Origin of the sequence: Microbacterium binotii (assembly GCF_021398715.1) — a bacterium.
Lineage (GTDB): Bacteria > Actinomycetota > Actinomycetes > Actinomycetales > Microbacteriaceae > Microbacterium > Microbacterium binotii_A.
In genome coordinates, this window is sequence record NZ_CP090347.1 from 2,867,185 (window position 1) to 2,886,689 (window position 19,505).

Below are 19,505 nucleotides of genomic sequence, written 5' to 3' on the forward strand. Positions count from 1 at the left end.
GCGGCCGGCACAGGCCCCCGGCCGGCACGGCCCAGCCGGAGTCCGCCGATCCGGCGTCTCGACCACCCGTCCCGCCACCGGCCGGCCGAACGGGGGCGCCCGGACTCCTGCACAACCCGCCCCGCGCTCCCGCATCCACACACCACCGGCCGGATCTGCAGGAGTTCGGGCACGGCAGGCCCGCAGAACCCGCGCGTCAGGCGGAGTCGCGCCAGACCACGGGGGCGTCGAGGAGGATGCCGGTGCGCACGCTCTGATCGCCGTCCAGCTGTGCAAGCACGGCTGCGGCCGCCGCAGCGCCCAGCCCCTCGGCGGGCTGGTGCACCGTGGACAGCTGCGGCGAGGTGCGGGTCGCCCACGCACTGTCGTCGAAGCCCACCACCCCGACGTCCTCGGGGACTCGCCTCCCGGCCGCGCGCAACGCCTGCATGGCGCCGGCAGCGACGGCATCGGATGCGGCGAACACGCCGTCGAGGTCGGGGGCACGCTCGAGCAGCCGCGCCATGCCGGCCGCACCGTCGGCGAAGGCGTACAGGTCGACGGGCTCCACCAGCGAGGGGTCGAACGCGTCGCCCAGCGCTGCGCGGAACCCCGCGAGACGGTCGCTGCCCGAGTCGCGGTCGAGGGCGGCTGCGATCATGCCGATCCGGCGGCGCCCCGTCTCACGGAGTCGGGTGACGACCGCCTCGGCCGCGCCGCGGTTGTCGATGCCCACCCAGGCGCCGCTGATCCCGGGCGGGTGGCCGACGAAGGCGACGGGCAGCCGAAGGCGCTCCACCACATCGGAGATGGGATCCTGATGCCGGGCGGAGACGATGACGGCGCCGTCGACGAAACCGCCCGAGAGGTACCGGGCGACCCGGTCGGTGTCGCGCGCGGTGTCCACGACGACGCACACCATCTGGTAGTCCGCCTGCGACAGCGTCGTGTTGGCACCCAGCATGATTCCGCCGATGTTGGGATCCTCGAGGAACAGCGAGTGCGGCTCGTGCACGATGAACCCGACCGCCTGCGTGCGCTGGCGCACGAGGTTGCGCGCCGCGGTGTTGGGCACATAACCGACCTCGCTGATGGCGCGGTGGATCGCCTCGCGCGCCTGTTCCGACACGTACCCGCCGTTGAGCACGCGGCTGACCGTGCCCCGCGACACCCCGGCGGCGCGCGCCACGTCGTGCACCGTGGAGCGGCGGGGTCCGGATGGGGATGCGGCCATGGGCGCCAGCCTATCGGCGCTGCTGCGCTTGACGGATGCGGCGAACCGTGACAATCTGTGCACGTTCACAGATTCTCTTCGGAGACTCTTCGCACGCAAATGTGTGCACGTTCACAGCTACGCAAAGGAGCGCCACGGGATGCCCGACGCCGCCCATCTCGCCACCCTCGCCGCAGACGGCATCGTCTTCGGCAGCGACTACAACCCCGAACAGTGGGACCGGTCGGTGTGGGAAGAGGACGTCCGCCTGATGAACGAGGCCGGCGTCAGCCTCGTGGCCATCAACGTCTTCGGCTGGTCGGACATCAACCCCGCTCCGGGCGAGTGGGACTTCACCGCCCTCGACGACATCATCGAGCTGCTGCACGCCCACGGCATCCGCGTGAACCTCGGCACCGGCACCGCGTCGCCGCCGCCGTGGCTGAGCCGCATCCATCCCGAGATCCTGCCGGTCTCTGAGGACGGCGTGCGCGCCTGGCCGGGCGGGCGTCAGGCCTACTGTCCCAGCTCCCCCGTCTTCCGTTCCTACGCCGCCGAGGTCGTCACCCGGGTCGCCGAGCGCTACGCGAGCCACCCGGCGGTCGCCCTGTGGCACGTGTCGAACGAGCTCGGCTGCCACAACGCGCTGTGCTACTGCGATGCGAGCGCCGAGGCCTTCCGCGGCTGGCTGCAGCGCCGCTACGAGACGATCGAGGCGCTCAACGACGCCTGGGGCACCGCGTTCTGGAGCCAGCGCTACGGCACCTGGGACGACGTGTTGCCCCCGCGCCGCGCCCTGTCGCTGCGCAACCCCGGCCAGGTACTCGACTTCCACCGCTTCAGCTCCGACGAGCAGCTCGGCCTGTATCGCGCGGAGGCGACGATCCTCCGCGCGGCGAGCGCGGTCCCCGTGACGACGAACTTCATGGTGACGGCTCACATCCGCAACCTCGACTACTGGTCGTGGGCGGGCGAGATGGACGTCATCGCCAACGACCACTACCTCGACAACCGCCTCCCGCTCCCCCGCGCGGAGCTGTCGTTCGCAGCGGATCTGACCCGTGGGCTCGCCCAGGGTGCCCCGTGGCTGCTCATGGAGACCTCGACCGGAGCGGTCAACTGGCAGCCGTACAACCTCGCGAAGAGCGACGGCGAACTCCTGCGCAACGTGGTCACCCACGTCGCGCGCGGCGCCGACGGCATCTGCTTCTTCCAGTGGCGCGCCTCGGCCCAGGGGGCGGAGAAGTACCACTCCGCGCTCGTCCCGCACGCCGGCACCGACACCGCGGCCTGGCAGCGTGTGCTCGAGCTCGGCCGCACACTGCGCGCGCTCGCCCCGGTCGCGGGTACGCGGGTGCACGCGCAGGCCGCCCTCCTCTTCAGCTGGGAGAGCTGGTGGGCCGCGGAAGGAGAGGGGCGCCCGAGCGAGGCGCTCGCCTACCTCGAGCAGGTCCACGCGGCACACGCTGCGCTCACCGCGGCGGGCCTCACCGTCGACATCGTCCGCCCCGGAGCATCTCTCGATGACCACGCGCTCGTCGTCGTCCCGGCCCTGCACCTCGTGCGGGATGCGGATGCGGCCGTCATCGCCGATCGGGCCGCATCCGGCGCCGCGGTGCTCGTCACCTTCTTCAGCGGCACCGTCGACGAGCGAGACGCCGTGCGTCTGGGCGGCTACCCCGGCGCGTTCCGTGACCTGCTCGGGGTCGGCGCGGAGGAGTTCGCCCCGCTCGAGCCCGGACACACGGTGCGCCTCGGATCCGGTGCCGTCGGGCGCGTCTGGACCGAACGGATGCGGGCGTTCGACGCCGAGGTCCTCGACACGTTCGTCGACGGCCCCGCGGGCGGCATGCCCGCCGTCACCCGTCGCACCGTCGGCACGGGCTCCGCGTGGTACCTCGCCACCCAGCCGGACGCGTCCTCCTACGCCGGGATCGTCTCGCGGATGGCGGCGGAGGCCGGGCTCGAGCCCGACGCCTCGCGCATCCCCGGCGTCGAGGTCGTGCGCCGGCGGGGCGAGCAGGGCTCGTATCTGTTCGTCATCAACCACTCGGAGAACGAGGTCGCCGTCGACGCCCGCGGCCGCGACCTGCTCACCGACCAGCCGGTCGACGGCACCGCGGTCGTGGCCGCCGGCGCCGTCCGGATCATCGAGGAGTCCCTGTGACCATCACCCACGCGCCCGCGCGGCGCCGGACGCGGGTGCCGCACAAGGCGGCGATCGCGTTCCTGCTGGTGCCGTTCGGCATCCTGTTCACCCTGTTCTACGTCGCGCCGATCCTCTTCGCGATCGTGCAGTCGACACTCGTCGTGCGCCGCGAGGGTACCTTCGGCAAGGCCGAGCAGGTCTTCGGCGGGTTCGCGCAGTATGTGCTCGTCTTCCAGAACGAGGCGTTCTGGGGCTCGGTCGGGCGGATGCTGCTGTTCGGCGTCGTGCAGGTGCCCGTCATGCTCGGCCTCGCACTGCTGTTTGCGCTGCTGCTGGACTCGCCGCTGGTCAAGGGCAAGCGCTTCTTCCGCCTCGCCTTCTTCGTGCCGTACGCGGTACCCGGTGTCATCGCCGCCATCATGTGGGGCTCGCTGTTCTCGCCAAACCTGTCGCCGTTCACGGCCCTGACGAAGAACGTCGACTTCCTCGGCGCCGACCTCGTGCTGTGGTCGATCGCGAACGTCGTGACCTGGGTCTACGTCGGCTACAACATGCTGATCATCTACTCGTCGCTGCTCTCCATCCCGACGGAGATCTACGAGGCGGCGCGCTTGGACGGGGCGGGGCAGTTCCGCATCGCCTGGTCGATCAAGATCCCCCTCGTGCGGCCGGCGATCGTGATGACCGCCATCTTCTCGATCATCGGCACGCTGCAACTACTGGCGGAGCCGCAGGTGTTCCGCTCCTTCAGCTCGGCGGTGACCAGCACCTACACCCCGAACATGACGGTCTACGCGACCGCATCCATCCCCAACCCGAACCTCGCGGCCGCGTTCTCGGTCGTGCTGGCCGTGACCACGTTCGTGCTCTCGTTCGGATTCATGAAGTACATGCAGCGGAAGGGCAACGCATGAGCGCCACCGTCGCCACCCGCCGGGGCACCGGCGCCACCCGTCGCGTGCGCGAGCCCCTGGTCTCGCGCGGTTCGGCGATGCTCATCATGGCCGTGTTCACGGTCTACTTCCTGCTGCCGCTGTGGTGGCTGCTGGTCGCGTCCAGCAAGGACACCGGCGACATCCTCACGACGAACCCGCTGTGGTTCGCCGACTTCCGGCTGTTCGCGAACATCGGCGACCTGTTCGCCTACCGCGACGGCATCTACCTGCGCTGGCTCGGCAACTCGCTGCTGTACGCCGGCCTCGGCGGTGCGATCGCGACGCTGCTGGCGGCGATGGCGGGCTACGCCCTCGCGAAGTACCGCTTCCCGGGGCGCGAGTTCCTCTTCAACGTCGTGCTCGGCGGTGTGCTCGTGCCCGCCACGGCCCTCGCTCTGCCGCTGTTCCTGATCTTCAGCCAGGTGCAGCTGACGAACACGTTCTGGGCGGTGTTCCTCCCCTCGCTCGTGAGCCCGTTCGGCGTCTACCTCGCGCGCATCTTCGCCGCATCCTCCGTGCCCGACGAGCTGCTGGAGGCCGCGCGCCTGGACGGCTCGGGTGAGATCCGCACCTTCTTCACCGTGAGCATGCGACTGATGACGCCGGCGCTCGTGACGATGTTCCTCTTCCAGTTCGTCGCCATCTGGAACAACTTCTTCCTGCCGCTGATCATGCTGCGAAGTGAAGAGCTCTTCCCGGTGGTCTACGGCCTGTTCGGGTGGAACAACCAGCTGAATCAGCTGCCCGAACTGCGCGGGCTCGTCCTCATCGGCGCTCTGCTGTCGGTGATCCCCCTGATCGTCACGTTCCTGCTGCTGCAGCGCTTCTGGCGCGGCGGCCTGGGAGCGGGCGCCATCAAGTGAACCCAGACTCCGGGCGGAAGGAACCGCCCGGCCCTCGTCCGACGGAAAGGCCCGAAGGACGCACCACCAAGAAAGGGATGGAAATGCAGCACCCCAGAAAGAAGGCGGTCGCAGCCCTCGCGCTGTCGGCGTTCCTGCTCGCCGGCTGTGCCGCGGGCGGCGATCAGGGCAGCGACGCCGCTGCCGGCGACTGCGCACCGGCCGACGGCCCGGTCACGCTCGAGTTCACCTCCTGGATCCCGGGCATCGAGGATGTCGTGAAGATCTGGAACGACGAGAACCCCGACATCCAGGTGAAGGTTCAGACCGGCCCCAACGGCAACAGCGGCACCTATCAGAACTTCTTCAACCAGATCGCGGCCGGCAACGCGCCCGACCTCGGCCAGATCGAGTACGACGCGCTCCCCAACTTCCTCGTTCAGGATGGCGTCGAGAACATCGCGAACTGCGGCGATGTGAGCTCCGCCAAGGATCAGTTCGTCGGCTGGGCGTGGAGCCAGGTGGCCCTCGACGGCGGCGTCTACGGCATCCCGCAGGACATCGGTCCGATGGGGCTGTTCTACCGCTCCGACCTGTTCGCGGCCAACAACATCCCCGTGCCGACGACCTGGGACGAGTACAAGGAGGCTGCGAAGAAGATCCGCGCGCTCGGCGGCTACATCACGAACTTCTCGCAGTCCGACATCAACCAGTTCGCAGGCTTCGTCTGGCAGGCCGGCGGACAGTGGTTCGACAACGGTTCCGACGGCTGGAAGGTCTCGCTGACCGACGACGCCTCGACCAAGGTCGCCGACTACTGGCAGGACCTCATCAAGGAGGACCTCGTCAGCACCTACCCCGCGTGGACCGACGAGTGGAACAACGCCTACAACTCGAGCCAGGTCTGGACGTGGAACTCGGCCGTCTGGGGCGCGAACTCGATCTCCAGCGGCGCACCCGACACGTCCGGCAAGTGGTCGGTCGCGCAGATGCCGCAGTGGAAGGCGGGCGACGCGGTCTCCGGCAACTGGGGCGGCTCCTCGATCGCTGTACTCAAGGGCAGCAAGCACCCTTACGAGGCATCGAAGTTCGCGCTGTGGCTGAACACCTCGGATGAGGCGCTGACCGCGCTGAACAAGGCCGCCAACATCTACCCCGCGACCACCGAGGGCCTGAAGCTCCCGTCGCTGGCCGAGGGCGTCGACTTCTACGGCGGACAGAAGATCTACGACGTGTTCGCGCAGGCGGCCACCGAGGTCACCCCCGACTTCGTGTGGGGCCCGACGATGACGCAGACCTACGCCGACGTCTCCGACGGCTTCAAGGCCGCGGTGTCCGGTTCGGGAACGCTCGCCGACGCACTGAAGAAGGGTCAGGACGCGACCATCAAGACGCTCGAGTCGCAGTCGATCCCGGTTCAGAAGTAGCACCGGCCGTGATGCCCCGGGATGCCAGCGCGTCCCGGGGCATCATGCATTCCCGGTACGCCTCAGGCACTGTCGCGGACGACGAGCGTCGCGCCGATCTCCTGCGCGGATGCGGGCTCGTCGGTCTCGATCATGCGCACGAGCACCTCGACGGCACGAGAGCCCAGCGCGTCGAAGTCCTGCCGCACGGTCGTCAACGGCGGACGGTACTCGCTCGCATCGACGATGTCGTCGAAGCCCACGACCGCGACGTCCTCGGGCACGCGTCTGCCCGCGTCGGCCAGAGCCCGCAGCAGACCGAGGGCCATCTGGTCGTTCGCGACGAAGACGGCGGATGCGGCGGCGAAGGCCGCGCCGCGCTCGTAGCCCGAGCGGGAGGTCCAGTCGCCGCGCTCCGGCTCTGGCGCGTCGATGCCCGCTTCGGCGAGCTCCTCGCGCCAGCCACGCTCGCGCTCGGAGGCAGCGAAAGACGTCACCGGACCGGCCAGGTGATGCACCGTGCGATGACCGGCGTCCAGCAGGTGCCGCGTCGCGAGACGGGCACCGCCCGCGTGATCGGTCTGCACGATCGTGAAGCGGTCATCGGGCGGCGAGTCGACGACGACCAGACGGAGCCCCGCGGGCGGCTCGGCACCGCGAGCCAGTCGCGTCGCCTCGTTCAGGACGACGGCGCCGTCGACACCCTGATCACGCAGCTGCGAGAAGGCCTCGGCGATGTCACGGGTGCCGGCGACCGTGACGATCGCGAGCGCGTAGTCCCGCTCGGCAGCGGCCTCCGCGATCGCCTGCAGCATGCGCGAGTTGCCGACCGAGGCGAGGGTGGACACGACGAGACCGATCGTGCGGGTCTGCCCGGTGCGCAGAGCCCTCGCCGCGCGGTGCATCCGATAGCCCAGCGCACTCATGGCCGCCTCGACCCTGGCGCGCGTCGCCGGGTCGACGCGCGGGCTCTGATTCACGACGCGGGACACGGTCTGAGCGGACACGCCCGCGTGCGCGGCGACATCCGCCATCGATACCCGAACCATCACGCCCCCGTCGTCATGTTGACGATATCACGCCCGAAATGTAGCGTGTTATCGTGAACACACCTCAGCAGGATGTCGCACTCCTCGGTGCGGGCGTCGTGAAGCGACCCACGCGCCTCGCCGACGGCCGCGAGCTCATCTACTACGACGACCCCGACACGACCCTTCCGCCCGAGCGCAGCATCGATGCGCGCGAGCTGGCACCGCGTCCGGAGACCGCGACGATGCGTCTCGATGTGCTGACCGGCGATTGGATCTCCATCGCCGCCAACCGCCAGAACCGCGCGTTCCTTCCGCCCGCCGAACTCGACCCGCTCGCCCCGCAGACGCCGACGAACCCGTCCGAGATCCCATCGCGCTACGACGTGGCCGTCTTCGAGAACAAGTCGCCCTCGTTCGGCCCGGCCCTCGCCGCGGAGACCGACGACGCCCCGGCGGCCGTCGACCCGCCGCAGAGTCTCGCCGACCTGGCCGAGTACGGACTCGGCCGCACCCGCACGTCCGTCGGACGCACCGAGGTCGTGTGCTTCAGCCCAGAGCACGCGGGCTCGTTCGGCACCCAGAGCGTCACACGCGCTCGTACCGTGATCGAGGCCTGGGCCGATCGCACGGCTGCGCTGTCGGCGCTGCCCGGCATTCAGCAGGTCTTCCCGTTCGAGAACCGCGGGCAGGAGATCGGCGTGACCCTGCCGCATCCGCACGGGCAGATCTATGCCTACCCGTACGTCACCCCGCGCACCCAGCGCCTGCTGGCGGCCCTCGACCGCACCGGCGATGATCTGTTCGATCGCATCCTCGAGATGGAGTCGAAGAGCGAGCGCATGATCCTCCGCGGCGAGCACTGGAGCGCCTTCGTGCCGTTCGCCGCGCGGTGGCCGCTGGAAGTGCACCTCGTTCCGCACCGCCACGTCGCCGATTTCGCCGAGACGAACGATGCCGAGCGCGACGAACTGGCACCCCTGTACCTGCGGCTGCTGCGCGGCGTCGATGCGCTCTACGACACCCCGACGCCCTACATCGCGGCCTGGCACCAGGCCCCCGTGCACACCGGCCGTGCGGGTGCTCGCCTGCACCTCGAACTGACCTCGCCGCGTCGCGCGGCCGACAAGCTGAAGTACCTCGCCGGAAGCGAGGCGGCCATGGGCGCCTGGATCGGCGACGTTCCGCCCGAGACCGCCGCCGCACGCCTGCGCGAGGCCGTAGAAGGAGTGTCGCTGTGACCCCGATGGATGCGGCCGCCGCCGCCCGCGAGCTGTTCGTCGAACTGACCGGCCACGAGCCCATCGGCCACTGGTCGGCACCGGGCCGGGTGAACCTGATCGGCGAGCACACCGACTACAACGACGGCTTCGTGCTGCCGTTCGCGATCGAGCACCGCACGCACGTCCAGCTGGGCCTTCGCGAGGACGGCCGCATCCGCGTCGTCTCGACGTTCGACCCGGTGCCGGTGGAGGTCGCGCTCGACCAGCTCGACGCCCTCTTCCCCGAGGGGCGCAGCGACGTGCCGGAGTGGTCCACGTACCCGCTCGGCGTCGCGTGGGCGCTGTTGGCGGCGTCGGGCAGGGACGCCGCGAGCGTCACGGGCGTCGACATCGCGATCGCCTCCGACGTGCCGGTGGGGGCAGGGCTCTCCTCCTCCGCCGCGATCGAGGGAGCGACCGCATCCGCTCTCAACGACGTGTGGGAGCTGGGCCTGGACCGCGTCGCTCTCGCCAAGGTCGGCCGCGTCGCGGAGAACGAGGCCGTCGGCGCCCCCACCGGGATCATGGACCAGATGGCGTCGATGCTCGGCGAGCAGGATGCGGCGATCTTCCTCGACTGCCGCACCCTCGACACCACGGTCGTCGACCTCGGTTTCGCGGCCGCGGGTCTCGCGCTGCTGGTCATGGACACGAACGTGAAGCACTCGCACTCGACCGGCGGCTACGGCGAGCGCCGTGCGTCGTGCGAGCTGGGAGCATCGATCATGGGGGTTCCGGCGCTCCGCGACCTGCGCGTCGAGGACCTCGCCGAAGCTCGGACGAAGACCGACGACGTGACCTTCCGCCGGATGCGCCACGTCGTGACCGAGGATCAGCGCGTGCTCGACACCGTCCGGACGCTTCGCGAGCAGGGTCCGCGCGCCATCGGCGAGCTTCTCCTCGCCTCCCACGCCTCCATGCGCGACGACTTCGAGATCTCGGTGCCCGAGCTCGACACCGTGGTCGAGGCGGCCATGGCGGCCGGTGCGATCGGCGCACGCATGACCGGCGGCGGCTTCGGCGGCGCGGCCATCGCGCTCATCGACGCGGACCGGGTCGACGCGGTGTCGGATGCGGTGCGCCGCGCCTTCGCCGACGCCGGGTTCACCGCGCCGACGATCTTCACCGTGACCCCGTCGGCCGGCGCGCACCGCGACGCCTGACCGGGCGCGACGACCCACCATCCGCGCGAAGGAGCATCGATGCACCGCGACGACGACACCACGGCACACCTGCGCGCCGCGGGTGTGAGCCTGCTGATCGAGCTCACCGACCCGGTTCCCCGCATCCTGCACTGGGGAGCGGATCTCGGCGATGCCACCGATCTCGGCGCGGGCATGCGCCTCACGGGTGCTCCCGCCGTGCTGAACAACGCGCCGGATGCGGCCCGCACGTTCACGATCTGGCCGACCGAGCGCGACGGCTGGTCGGGGACCCCCGCACAGGCGGGCCACGCAGCCGGTGCGGCCACGACGCCTCGCCCGCGCCTCGTCGATGTCCGGGTGTCGCACGACGAGGCGGGGGGCGGCCGGGTCCGCATCCTGATGCGCGATGAGGTGACCGGCCTGGACGGCGAGGCGACATACGCCCTCGACCGTTTCGGCGTGCTGAGCGTCGCGCTCTCCCTCACGCGTCCGGCCGAGGGCGGCGCCGACGCACCCTACGACGTGGAGGCGCTGCGCGCCCTCATGCCGGTACCCGCCCGCGCGAGCGAGGTGCTCGACTTCTCCGGCAAATGGGTGCGCGAACGCTCGCCGCAGCGTGGCGCGCTGCGCGACGGCAGCCACGTGCGGCGCGCGCGGCGGGGCAAGCCGGGGCACGATTCACCGTTCCTGCTCGCGTTGGGAACGCCGGGCTTCGGTTTCGGGCATGGAGAAGTCTTCAGCGCGCACCTCGCCTTCTCGGGCGACGCCGAGTACCTCGCGGAGAGGCTGCCGGAGAGCGCGGGGGCGCTGCGCTCGGTCATCGGCGTCGGCGAACTGCTCCGTGCCGGCGAGATCCGTCTCGCGCCCGGCGAGCGCTACGACGCTCCGCTCGCGATCTTCACCTGGTCGGATGCGGGCCTCGACGGTCTCTCGGATCGCCTGCACCGGCGTCTGCGCGCACGGGGGACGCATCCCGCATCGCCGCGCCCGCTGACGCTCAACACCTGGGAGGCGGTCTACTTCGACCACGATCTGTCGCGTCTGTCGGCGCTCGTCGAGCGCGCCGCCGAGGTGGGCGTCGAACGCCTCGTGCTCGACGACGGCTGGTTCCGCCACCGCCGATCCGATCGTGCCGGTCTCGGCGACTGGTACGTCGACGAGGGCGTGTGGCCCGAGGGACTCAGCCCCCTGGTGGAGCAGGTGCGTGCGGCGGGCATGCAGTTCGGCCTGTGGTTCGAGCCGGAGATGATCAGTCCGGACTCGGACCTCGCGCGTGAGCATCCGGAGTGGATCCTCGCGCCCGCCGAGGGTCTCGGCGGCACGTCCCGGCACCAGCAGGTGCTCGACATCGCCAGACCCGAGGCGTGGAACCACCTGCTGGAGCGCATCAGCTCGCTCGTCGCGGCGTACGACATCGACTACCTGAAGTGGGATCACAATCGCGACCTGCTCGAGGCCGTCGCACACCGCGGCGACGGCGACCGACCCGCGGTCCACAGGCAGACCCTCGCGCTGTACCGGCTGCTCGACGAGCTGCGACGCCGGCATCCCGGTCTCGAGATCGAGACGTGTTCCGCGGGCGGCGGGCGCGTGGATCTCGGCATCCTGGAGCGCACCGACCGCGTGTGGGCCTCCGACTGCAACGACCCCGTCGAGCGCTCCCAGATCGAACGCTGGACCCGACTGATCGTGCCGCCCGAGCTGATCGGCTCCCACCTGGGCGATGCCGAGGCGCACACGACCTCCCGCGTCACCGACCTGTCGTTCCGCTTCCTCACGGCCCTCACCGCGCACGCGGGCATCGAGGCGGACCTGACGCGCCAGGACGACGCGCAGCTGGCGGCGACCCGCGCCTGGGCCGACCTCTACCGGGAACTGCGCCCTCTGGTGCACAGCGGCCGCGTCGTCAATGCGGACCTCGTCGACGACGCGACGCAGCTCACGGGAATCATCGCGCAGGACGGGTCGCGCGCGCTCTTCACCTGGGCACGGCTGGCGAGCTCCGCCGACGGCCAGGTCGGCCGCATCCCGTTCCCGGGACTCGATGCGAAGGCGCGTTACGGCGTCCGCATCCGCACCGAGATCGGGCAGGCGAAGCGCCGCGACGTCACACCCCCGGAGTGGATCAGCCGCGCCCTGGAAGAAGAGGTCGTGCTGCCCGGAGCGGTCCTGGCGACGGCGGGCGTCCCGCTGCCGACGCTCGACCCGCAGCAGGCGATGCTCTTCGACGTGCGACGCCTCGACTGAACGCGCCGCCCCGAAGCGGAGGGGATGCGGTGAGCGGAGCGCGCCTCGAGGGATGCACGCGCTCCGCTCACCGGATCCCCTCCGCCCACGGCATCCTGAGCCTCAGGCGTTGCCGGCCGCGATCAGCTCGTCGACCTGCTGGTCGGTCACGGGCGCGTTCGGGAAGGCGGCGAGGCGGCCGATCGGGAACGACGCCATCATCTTGATCATCCCCGCGTCGTCACCGAACATCGCCGTGATCGCCGGCCCGATGATCGGCGCGGTCGCGGGGTTGTCCAGCAGTTCGCCGATCGATGATTCGCGCGACAGCGGCGGACGCACCTCGTCACCGGTCAGCTGCAGCGCGACGGAGGAGCGGATGTCACGGCTCGACGCCGCCACATCGAAGACGTACTCGCCCGGCTCCACGACCCAGCCTTCGACGCGGATGTCCCAGTAGGCGAGGTCGCTCCGGCGGACGATGAGCTCGGCCGTGCGGGTCTCGCCCGCATCCAGCGCAACCGACAGGAACGACTTCAGCTCCCGCGGCGCCCGCTGCACGGCGGAGGCGGGCAGGGAGGAGTAGACCTGCACGATCTCGCGCCCGGCACGATCGCCCGTGTTCGTGACGTCGACCCGCACGCGCACGTCACCCGTCTCGGTCACCTCGGCCGTCGCATCCCCGTAGGCGAAGCTCGTGTACGAGAGGCCGTGTCCGAACGGGAAGGCGACATCCTTCGCCGCCGCGTCGAACCCGCGATAGCCGACGAGGAGACCCTCGCCGTAGCGGACGTGGCCGAACTCGCCCGGGAAGCTGCCGTAGGAGGGGGTGTCCTCCAAGCGGAGCGGAATCGTCTCGGTGAGCTTGGCCGACGGGTTGACGTCGCCGAAGAGCACGTCGGCCGTGGCCGAGCCGCCGGCCTGGCCGAGCAGCCAGCCCTCGAGGATCGCCGGCACGCGCTCGGCGAAGGGCAGCGCGACCACCCCGCCGTTGGAGAGCACGACGACCACATCGGGGTTGGCCTTGACGACCTCGTCGACGAGCGCGAGTTGCACGGCAGGCAGATCGATGTGCGTCCGATCGAAGCCCTCGGACTCCTCTGCGGCGGGAAGGCCGAGGAACAGCACGACGCGGTCGGCGGATGCGGCGACGGCGACCGCTTCGGCGCGCAGCGCGTCCGCATCGCCGCTGCCGTCGAACGTGAAGCCCGCTGCGTACGCGACGTCGCCGTCAGCCGCTTCGCGGATCGCGTCGAGGGCCGCATCCACCCGCGTCGGGTTGATGAGCGAGGACCCCGCGCCCTGGAAGCGCGGCTCGGCGGCGAACGCGCCGAGGACGGCGATGCGCTGCGAGCGGCCGAGGGGCAGGATGCCGCCGTCGTTCTTCAGCAGCACGATCGAGCGACCCGCGGCCTCGCGGGCGAGCGCGTGGTGGGCCTCGACGTCCAGCGTTCCGGATGCGGCGGGCCGCGCTCCGGCCTTGCGCACGAGCTCGAGCACGCGGCCGGCGGCGAGATCCACGGCGGCCTCGTCCAGCGACCCGTCCCTCACGGCGGCGACGAGCTGCGCGTCGGTGCGACCGCCACTCGAGGGCATCTCGAGGTCGAGCCCCGCCACGACGCCGGCGACGCGGTCGTTGACCGCGCCCCAGTCGGACACGACGAGCCCCTCGAAGCCCCACTCGCCGCGGAGCACGGACGTGAGCAGCCAGGGATCCTCGGAGGCGTAGACGCCGTTGATGCGGTTGTACGAGCACATGACGGTCCACGGCTGTGCGTCCTCCACGACGCGCTGGAAGCCCCGCAGGTAGATCTCGCGCAAGGGCCGGGGATCGACGTCGCTGGAGACGCGGAGCCGGTCGGTCTCCTGGTTGTTCGCGGCGAAGTGCTTGAGCGAGGCTCCGACACCCCGCGACTGGATGCCGCGCACGAGGCCGGCTCCCATGACGCCCGACACGATCGGATCCTCGGAGAAGTACTCGAAGTTGCGGCCGCACAGCGGGGAACGCTTGATGTTGACGCCGGGGCCGAGGATCACGGCGACGTCCTCGAGCGCGGACTCCGTACCCAGAGCTACTCCCACCCGCTCCGCGAGCTCGGGGTCGAACGACGAGCCCAGGCCCACAGCGGGCGGGAAGCACGTGGCGGGAACGCTCTGCGCGAGGCCGAGGTGATCACTCGCCGCCGACTGCTTGCGCAGTCCGTGAGGGCCGTCGGTCATCATGATCGAGGGCACCCCGACCCGGTCGATCGGCTTGGTGGTCCAGAAATCGCGGCCGCTGGTGAGCGAAGCCTTCTCCTCGAGCGTCAGCTCGGCAGGGGACACATCCGTCATGGTGCTCCTTCGTGATCACGGCGCTGCTCCGCGCCGACGCGAAAAGCTTATGTCGCTCGGTTTTCGTCGCACAAGCCGTTTCGGGCATATCCTCGGGAACATGACGCAACGGGGGTCCTATGCCAAGGGCGTCGCCCGGCGCGAACAGATCCTCGAGGCGGCGCTGGCCGTGATCGCCCGCGAGGGCTACCGCGCCGCATCCGTCCGTGAGATCGCGGACGCCGTCGCACTCAGCCAGGCCGGCCTGCTGCACTACTTCGACAGCAAGGAGCACCTGTTCGTCGAGATCCTCCGCAAGCGCGACGAGCTCGACCTGCGCGCCTACCATCCCGAGGGCGGCGAGGAACTGCCCGAGGCATACGAGCGGATGATCGCGCACAACGCACAGGTGCCCGGGCTCGTGCACCTCTTCGCGCGGATGTCGGTCGAGGCGAGCGATCCCGCGCATCCGGCTCACGCATACTTCGCCGACCGCACCTCCGGATTCCTGGACGGCCTCCGCGACTGGTTCCAAGAGGCAGCCGATGCCGGGCGGATGGCGCCGGAGGTGTCGCCCGCGACTGCCAGCAGGCTCGTGCAGGCGGCATGGGACGGCGCCCAGCTCCAGTGGCTGCTGGACCCCTCGGTCGACATGGCCGCGATCGTCCGCGCCGCGTTTCAGAGCGCTCTGACCGGACGCCAGGCGCAGCTGCGATGACCGATCCTCTCGTCACCATCTCGACCGGCACCCTCCGCGGCCTCCGCCGCCCGGGCTCCCTCGCGTTCCTCGGCATCCCCTTCGCCGCGGCTCCGATCGGCGAGAACCGCTTCGCCGCCCCTCAGCCGGTGACGCCCTGGGACGGCGTGCGCGATGCGACCGCCTACGGCCCGACCCCGCAGCGCGGGGATACCGGGATCACCCTCATCCCCGAGCCGTCGGTGCCGGGCGACGCGACGCTCAACGTGAACGTCTTCACACCGGACACGGATTCGGCGGCCCCCTCCCCCGTGCTCGTGTGGATCCACGGCGGCGGCTACATCTCCGGCTCTCCCGCGAGCCCCTGGTACGACGGCGACACGTTCGCGCGTGCGGGCATCGTCGTCGTGACCCTCTCGTACCGGCTCGGGTTCGACGGGTTCGGGGCGATCGAGGGCGCCGTGAGCAACCGTGGCGTGCGGGACTGGATCGCGGCCCTCGAGTGGGTGCAGCGGAACATCGCCGCGTTCGGCGGCGACCCCGCGCGCGTGACGATCGGCGGGCAGTCGGCCGGCGGCGGGGCGGTGCTCACGCTACTGGGGATGCCGGCGGCGCAGCACCTCTTCTCGGCAGCGTGGTCGATCTCCGGTGCGCTCGGGGACGTCCCACTCGATGAGGCGCGCGCCCGCGGCGCGCGCCTCGCGGTCGCGGCGGGCGTGAGCGCGGACCGCGACGGCTTCGCCTCTGTGCCCGAGGAGAGGCTGCACGCCCTGCAGAGCACGATCGAGCTCGCCCCGCACCGCGGACGGCTCGCGCCGCTGCGGGAGATGATCGCCGAGCGCGCGTGGGGTCCCGCCGTCGACGGCGAGCTTCTCCGCACCGACACCCCGACCTCGATCGCCGGCGGAGTCGGCGCCGACAAGCCGCTGCTGATCGGCTCCACGGCCGACGAGTTCACGATGGTGACCGACTCCTTCGCCCACAAGCTGCGCCTCGTCCCCGCCTCGCTGGCGTTGGCCGTTCTGGGACTCGACCGCCGGCGGCGGCGCGCCTACCTGCGCGACAACCCGGCTCCTCGCGCGAAAGGGACGGCCGCCGTGCTCGGGCGCTACGTGACCGACCGCGTGTTCGGCGCGCTCGTGCCGCGGGTGGCAGACGCCCGGCGCTCGGCCGCCCGCACGTGGGCGTACCGCTTCACCTGGCCCTCGCCCACGATCGGTTGGGCCTGCCACTGCCTCGACGTGCCGTTCTGGTTCGGACGGCTCGAGGCCGACGGCGTCGCCCGGATCGCCGGCCCGCATCCGCCCGCATCCCTCGCCGAACGGATGCACGCGACGGCGGTGGCCTTCATCCGCGACCACAGCGCGGCGTGGACGCCGTGGGGCGAGGCGCCCGGCACCACCCAGGTCTTCGACCTCGACTCCCCCGTCGTCGACGACGGCTACGCCGGCACGGCCGCCCTGCTCTGAGGGCGCGTGTCATTCCGCGAGCTGGAGTCAGGCCTCGCGGGGCAGCGGCGGGATGAGGACGGCGCGCGGCATCCGGGCGCGCATGACGGCGACCGCATCCGCGTTGTCGTCGACGAGCACGGCGTGCCGACCGAGCGGAGCCGCGACCGCGCCAGTGGTGCCGCTGCCCGCGAAGAGGTCCAGCACCGCGTCGCCGGGACGACTGGATGCCTGCACGATACGGCGCAGCACCCCCTCGGGCTTCTGCGTCGGATACCCGGTCTTCTCACCGCCGGAGGTCGGCACGATCGTGTGCCACCACACATCCGTCGGCAGCTTGCCGCGCGCGGCCTTCTCGGCGGTGACGAGTCCCGGCGCCATGTAGGGCTCGCGATCCACCGCATCCGCGTCGAAGAAGTACCGCGCCGGATCCTTCACGTACACGAGGATCGTCTCGTGCTTCGTCGGCCATCGGCGCCGGCTCTTCGCGCCGTAGTCGTAGGCCCACACGATCTCGTTCAGGAACCGCTCGCGACCGAACAGGGCGTCGAGCATGACCTTCGCGTAGTGCACCTCGCGGTAGTCGAGGTGCAGGTACAGCGTGCCGTCGTCGGCCAACAGGCGCCAGGCCTCGAGCAACCGCGGCTCGAGAAAGCCCCAGTAGTCGTCGAAACGGTCGTCGTACGCGCGCAGATCGCCGCGCAGCCGTGCGTACTCCTGCCCGCGGAAGCCGGGCTGGGAGGCCGCATCCGGCGCGGGCGCGGTCGCCGTCTCGATCGCACGGATGCGGGAGCGCCCGGTGTTGAAGGGCGGATCGAGGTACACGAGCGTGAAAGCCCCGGACGGGAGCTCCCTCGCGACCGCGAGGTTGTCGCCGTGGTGGATGGCGACCGTGCCCACGGTGGCGTCGCTCACGGCACGCGCTGCAGCCACGCATCCGTGGCGAACTTGCTCGCAACGAGCGCCTCCGCCTCGGCGTATTCCTCTTCGGTGATATGCCCGGCCGTCGCGCCGTACATCGTGGAGAACGTGCTGATGAAGCGCTCGATGATCTGTTCTCGCGGCAGTCCCGTCTGGCGCCGCAGCGGGTCGACGCGCTTGGCCGCCGAGACCGTGCCCTTGTCGCTCAGCTTCTCGCGCCCGATGCGCAGCACCTCGGTCATGACCTCGCCGTCGAGGTCGTAGCTCAGGGTCGCGTGATGCAGGACGCCGCCGTTGGCGAGGCGCTTCTGCGCGGCGCCCCCGATCTTGCCCTGCGGGGAGGAGATGTCGTTGAGCGGCTGGTACGTCGCCTCCACCCCGAGCGAACGCAGCGCCTGCAGCGCCCAATCATCGAGGAACGCGTACGAGTCGGCGAAGGTCATGCCGGCCACGAGGGATGCCGGGACGTACAGCGAGTAGGTGATGATCGCGTTGGCGCCCATCATCATCGCGCCGCCGCCCGAGATCCGTCGCACGACGTCGTAGCCGTGGCGGGCCGCTCCCTCCGGGTCGACCTCGTTGCGCAGGGATTGGAAGGAGCCGATGACCACGGCGGACTCGTTCCACTCCCAGAGCCGAAGGGTGGGGTTGCGGCGGCCGTCTCCCACGCGCGCGGTGAGCACCTCGTCGAGCGCGAGGTTCATCCGCGGCGAGACGGGCGCGTCGTGCACGACCTCCCAAGCGAAGTCCTTCCAGCCGGGAGCGGTGACCAGCGCCCGTCGAACGACGGTGCCGACCGCCTCGGGCGAGAAGCCGAGCAGCTGCGCGCCGTCCGGAAGCGCCGCGCGCACGGCGGCGGCGATCGCGGCCGCATCCGTCTCGACCGAGAGTCCCTCGATCGCCCGGTCGATGTCGATCAGCGCCTCGTCCGGCTCGAGGAAGAAGTCGCCCGCGAGGTGCACGTCGGCGATACGCCCCTCCCGCACCTCGAGATCGACGACAACGAGCTTGCCCCCGGGGACCTTGTACTCACCGTGCATGATCTCAGCCTAGGTCGCCCGGGAATCTCAGACGCGCGAAGGGATGCGGGCGTCGAGCCAGGCGAGGAGGTCCGCGCGCACGTCGGCCTGCATGACCTCGTTGAAGATCTCGTGGCGCGCGCCGGGGTAGACGAGGGTCGTGACGTCGGTGAGCCCGGAACGCTCGCGGTACTCGGCGGCGAGCTTGTGGACGCTGCGGGGACCGCCGACGGTGTCGTCGCGCCCGACCATGAGCAGGATCGGGATGTCGCGGCCCAGATTCCGGCGCGGACGCCCGAACAGTCGCGCGGCGTCGACGGGTCCGAAGAGCTTCAGCAGGGGCGTGCCCGTGGTGAGCGGGTCGTCGGCGAAGGCGCGGCCGACCGAGAGGTCGCTCGACAGCCACGCGGTTCCCGTGGCGTCCTCTCGCCGCCACGGCGCGTTCAGGTTGCCGGCGTTGAGCGTGCCCGGCAGACGCAGCGCCGATCCCGACAGCACGACGGCGTCGTAGGCCTCGGGATGCCGGTTCACCAGGATCTGTGCGAGGAACGACCCCCAGGAGTGCCCCAGCAGCACGAGCGGCAGGTCGGGGTTCTCGTCGCGGATGCGGCGGGTCAGCTGCCAGACGGCATCCACCGCCGCCCGGTGTCCGCCGCGACCGAGCCGGCCGAGCCGCGCGGGATCCCCCCATTGCTTCATACCGGTGCGCCCGTGGCCGCGGTGGTCGTCCGCGTAGACCGCGAAGCCGGCTTCCGTGAGGGCGTTGATCAGAGCGGGGTAGCGACCGGCGTGCTCGCCGACTCCGTGCAGGAGTTGCACGACACCGCGCACAGCGCCCTGGGCGGGATGGACGTCGTAGACGATCGCGACGCCGTGCGCGTCGGTGAACTCCGGCATGGTCTCGATGTTATGGGTTCCGCGC

Annotated in this window: 15 protein-coding genes; 9 read left to right on the plus strand and 6 right to left on the minus strand. The window is 70.8% G+C overall.

Annotation, left to right across the window (positions count from 1 at the left end):
• Positions 1-196: 196 nt before the first annotated feature.
• Positions 197-1,213, minus strand: coding sequence for a LacI family DNA-binding transcriptional regulator (locus tag LXM64_RS13915; RefSeq protein WP_234075489.1), 1,017 nt, complete (start codon positions 1,211-1,213; stop codon positions 197-199).
• Positions 1,214-1,352: 139 nt separating this feature from the next.
• Between LXM64_RS13915 and LXM64_RS13920 the strand changes: the two genes are divergently transcribed.
• The 4 genes from LXM64_RS13920 to LXM64_RS13935 all read left to right on the plus strand — a co-directional run bounded on the left by LXM64_RS13920 (position 1,353) and on the right by LXM64_RS13935 (position 6,545).
• Complete coding sequence (locus tag LXM64_RS13920) at positions 1,353-3,359, plus strand: beta-galactosidase (protein WP_234073719.1); 2,007 nt, start codon at positions 1,353-1,355, stop codon at positions 3,357-3,359.
• Positions 3,356-4,255: a carbohydrate ABC transporter permease gene (locus tag LXM64_RS13925; protein ID WP_234073720.1), complete on the plus strand. Its 900-nt coding sequence runs from the start codon at positions 3,356-3,358 to the stop codon at positions 4,253-4,255. Before LXM64_RS13920 ends, LXM64_RS13925 begins: the two co-directional genes overlap by 4 nt.
• A complete protein-coding gene (locus LXM64_RS13930; protein WP_234073721.1) occupies positions 4,252-5,139 on the plus strand; it encodes a carbohydrate ABC transporter permease in 888 nt (295 codons plus the stop codon). Before LXM64_RS13925 ends, LXM64_RS13930 begins: the two co-directional genes overlap by 4 nt.
• 83 nt (positions 5,140-5,222) lie before the next feature.
• Positions 5,223-6,545, plus strand: a complete 1,323-nt coding sequence (locus LXM64_RS13935) for an ABC transporter substrate-binding protein (RefSeq protein WP_234073722.1) — start codon at positions 5,223-5,225, stop codon at positions 6,543-6,545.
• 62 nt (positions 6,546-6,607) lie between these two features.
• Here LXM64_RS13935 and LXM64_RS13940 read toward each other — a convergent pair whose 3' ends face one another.
• Positions 6,608-7,573: a LacI family DNA-binding transcriptional regulator gene (locus LXM64_RS13940; RefSeq protein WP_234073723.1), complete on the minus strand. Its 966-nt coding sequence runs from the start codon at positions 7,571-7,573 to the stop codon at positions 6,608-6,610.
• A 53-nt stretch (positions 7,574-7,626) separates the two neighbouring features.
• Here LXM64_RS13940 and galT point away from each other — a divergent pair, with 53 nt between their 5' ends.
• From galT to LXM64_RS13955, 3 genes are read left to right on the plus strand one after another with little or no spacing between them, the layout of a single operon-like run.
• A complete protein-coding gene (galT, locus tag LXM64_RS13945) occupies positions 7,627-8,793 on the plus strand; it encodes a galactose-1-phosphate uridylyltransferase (protein WP_234073724.1) in 1,167 nt (388 codons plus the stop codon).
• Between the two features lie 5 nt (positions 8,794-8,798).
• Positions 8,799-9,977, plus strand: a complete 1,179-nt coding sequence (gene galK, locus LXM64_RS13950) for a galactokinase (RefSeq protein ID WP_234075490.1) — start codon at positions 8,799-8,801, stop codon at positions 9,975-9,977.
• A 39-nt stretch (positions 9,978-10,016) separates the two neighbouring features.
• Positions 10,017-12,206, plus strand: coding sequence for an alpha-galactosidase (locus LXM64_RS13955; RefSeq protein ID WP_234073725.1), 2,190 nt, complete (start codon positions 10,017-10,019; stop codon positions 12,204-12,206).
• A gap of 102 nt (positions 12,207-12,308) precedes the next feature.
• On the opposite strand, the gene LXM64_RS13960 is transcribed toward LXM64_RS13955, so the two are convergent.
• The gene (locus LXM64_RS13960; protein WP_234073726.1) at positions 12,309-14,519 is read right to left on the minus strand and encodes a glycoside hydrolase family 3 C-terminal domain-containing protein; all 2,211 of its coding nucleotides are present in this window, start codon (positions 14,517-14,519) and stop codon (positions 12,309-12,311) included.
• Positions 14,520-14,619: 100 nt separating this feature from the next.
• Here LXM64_RS13960 and LXM64_RS13965 point away from each other — a divergent pair, with 100 nt between their 5' ends.
• The gene (locus LXM64_RS13965) at positions 14,620-15,216 is read left to right on the plus strand and encodes a TetR/AcrR family transcriptional regulator (protein ID WP_234073727.1); all 597 of its coding nucleotides are present in this window, start codon (positions 14,620-14,622) and stop codon (positions 15,214-15,216) included.
• Positions 15,213-16,664: a carboxylesterase/lipase family protein gene (locus tag LXM64_RS13970; RefSeq protein WP_234073728.1), complete on the plus strand. Its 1,452-nt coding sequence runs from the start codon at positions 15,213-15,215 to the stop codon at positions 16,662-16,664. The genes LXM64_RS13965 and LXM64_RS13970 overlap by 4 nt, the downstream gene beginning before the upstream one ends.
• Before the next feature lie 27 nt (positions 16,665-16,691).
• On the opposite strand, the gene LXM64_RS13975 is transcribed toward LXM64_RS13970, so the two are convergent.
• Genes LXM64_RS13975 through LXM64_RS13985 form a run of 3 tightly spaced genes read right to left on the minus strand, consistent with a single transcriptional unit; the run spans position 16,692 to position 19,480 of the window.
• Positions 16,692-17,576: a DNA-methyltransferase gene (locus LXM64_RS13975; protein WP_234073729.1), complete on the minus strand. Its 885-nt coding sequence runs from the start codon at positions 17,574-17,576 to the stop codon at positions 16,692-16,694.
• A complete protein-coding gene (locus LXM64_RS13980) occupies positions 17,555-18,604 on the minus strand; it encodes a lipoate--protein ligase family protein (RefSeq protein WP_234073730.1) in 1,050 nt (349 codons plus the stop codon). Before LXM64_RS13980 ends, LXM64_RS13975 begins: the two co-directional genes overlap by 22 nt.
• Before the next feature lie 27 nt (positions 18,605-18,631).
• The gene (locus LXM64_RS13985) at positions 18,632-19,480 is read right to left on the minus strand and encodes an alpha/beta fold hydrolase (RefSeq protein ID WP_234073731.1); all 849 of its coding nucleotides are present in this window, start codon (positions 19,478-19,480) and stop codon (positions 18,632-18,634) included.
• Positions 19,481-19,505 lie beyond the last annotated feature (25 nt).

What these genes read in the sequence shown, in the direction of transcription:
- LXM64_RS13915 (WP_234075489.1), bottom strand. Translation starts at nt 1,213, where the DNA reads ATGGCCGCATCCCCATCCGGACCCCGCCGCTCCACGGTGCACGACGTG.
- LXM64_RS13920 (WP_234073719.1), top strand. Translation starts at nt 1,353, where the DNA reads ATGCCCGACGCCGCCCATCTCGCCACCCTCGCCGCAGACGGCATCGTC.
- LXM64_RS13930 (WP_234073721.1), top strand. Translation starts at nt 4,252, where the DNA reads ATGAGCGCCACCGTCGCCACCCGCCGGGGCACCGGCGCCACCCGTCGC.
- LXM64_RS13935 (WP_234073722.1), top strand. Translation starts at nt 5,223, where the DNA reads ATGCAGCACCCCAGAAAGAAGGCGGTCGCAGCCCTCGCGCTGTCGGCG.
- LXM64_RS13940 (WP_234073723.1), bottom strand. Translation starts at nt 7,573, where the DNA reads ATGGTTCGGGTATCGATGGCGGATGTCGCCGCGCACGCGGGCGTGTCC.
- galK (WP_234075490.1), top strand. Translation starts at nt 8,799, where the DNA reads ATGGATGCGGCCGCCGCCGCCCGCGAGCTGTTCGTCGAACTGACCGGC.
- LXM64_RS13955 (WP_234073725.1), top strand. Translation starts at nt 10,017, where the DNA reads ATGCACCGCGACGACGACACCACGGCACACCTGCGCGCCGCGGGTGTG.
- LXM64_RS13960 (WP_234073726.1), bottom strand. Translation starts at nt 14,519, where the DNA reads ATGACGGATGTGTCCCCTGCCGAGCTGACGCTCGAGGAGAAGGCTTCG.
- LXM64_RS13965 (WP_234073727.1), top strand. Translation starts at nt 14,620, where the DNA reads ATGACGCAACGGGGGTCCTATGCCAAGGGCGTCGCCCGGCGCGAACAG.
- LXM64_RS13970 (WP_234073728.1), top strand. Translation starts at nt 15,213, where the DNA reads ATGACCGATCCTCTCGTCACCATCTCGACCGGCACCCTCCGCGGCCTC.
- LXM64_RS13980 (WP_234073730.1), bottom strand. Translation starts at nt 18,604, where the DNA reads ATGCACGGTGAGTACAAGGTCCCCGGGGGCAAGCTCGTTGTCGTCGAT.
- LXM64_RS13985 (WP_234073731.1), bottom strand. Translation starts at nt 19,480, where the DNA reads ATGCCGGAGTTCACCGACGCGCACGGCGTCGCGATCGTCTACGACGTC.